The organism is Bacillus sp. CGMCC 1.60114, from assembly GCF_042676365.1.
In the GTDB taxonomy this organism is placed as follows: Bacteria; Bacillota; Bacilli; order Bacillales; family Bacillaceae_G; genus Bacillus_A; species Bacillus_A rhizoplanae_A.
The window spans coordinates 114,376-114,744 of record NZ_JBHTHG010000118.1 but is presented as its reverse complement, the minus strand read 5'-3'; the positions used below and the strand labels follow the sequence as shown (position 1 = coordinate 114,744).

Annotated in this window: 1 pseudogene; it reads right to left on the bottom strand. The window is 37.4% G+C overall.

The window, feature by feature from the left end:
* Positions 1 to 369 (bottom strand): annotated as a pseudogene (locus ACFQZ1_RS21870) (methyl-accepting chemotaxis protein); the annotation flags it as partial.

The window sequence follows — 369 nt, the reverse complement described above, 5'->3', positions numbered from 1 at the left end:
TCAGCCGATGCCGCTACACTTTGTGTGCTAGATGCATTATTTTGTGCGGTTACTGCAATTTCACCAACTGAAACTGACACTTCATCTGCCCCTTTGGACATTTTCTGTGCTATGTCAACCATACTACCAATTTGTTTTGCGATTTCATTTGTAGATTGTAAAATCTCCGTAAAACTTTTCTTCGTTTCATTCGCAATAACAATACCAGACTGCACTTCTGTATTCACATGATTCATAGAGCTAACTGTTTTCTTCATATCTTCTTGAATTTCTGTAATTAACTTTCCAATCTCATTTGAAGATGTACTTGATTGTTCTGCTAATTTACGAACTTCATCCGCAACAATCGCAAAGCCTCTTCCATGTTCC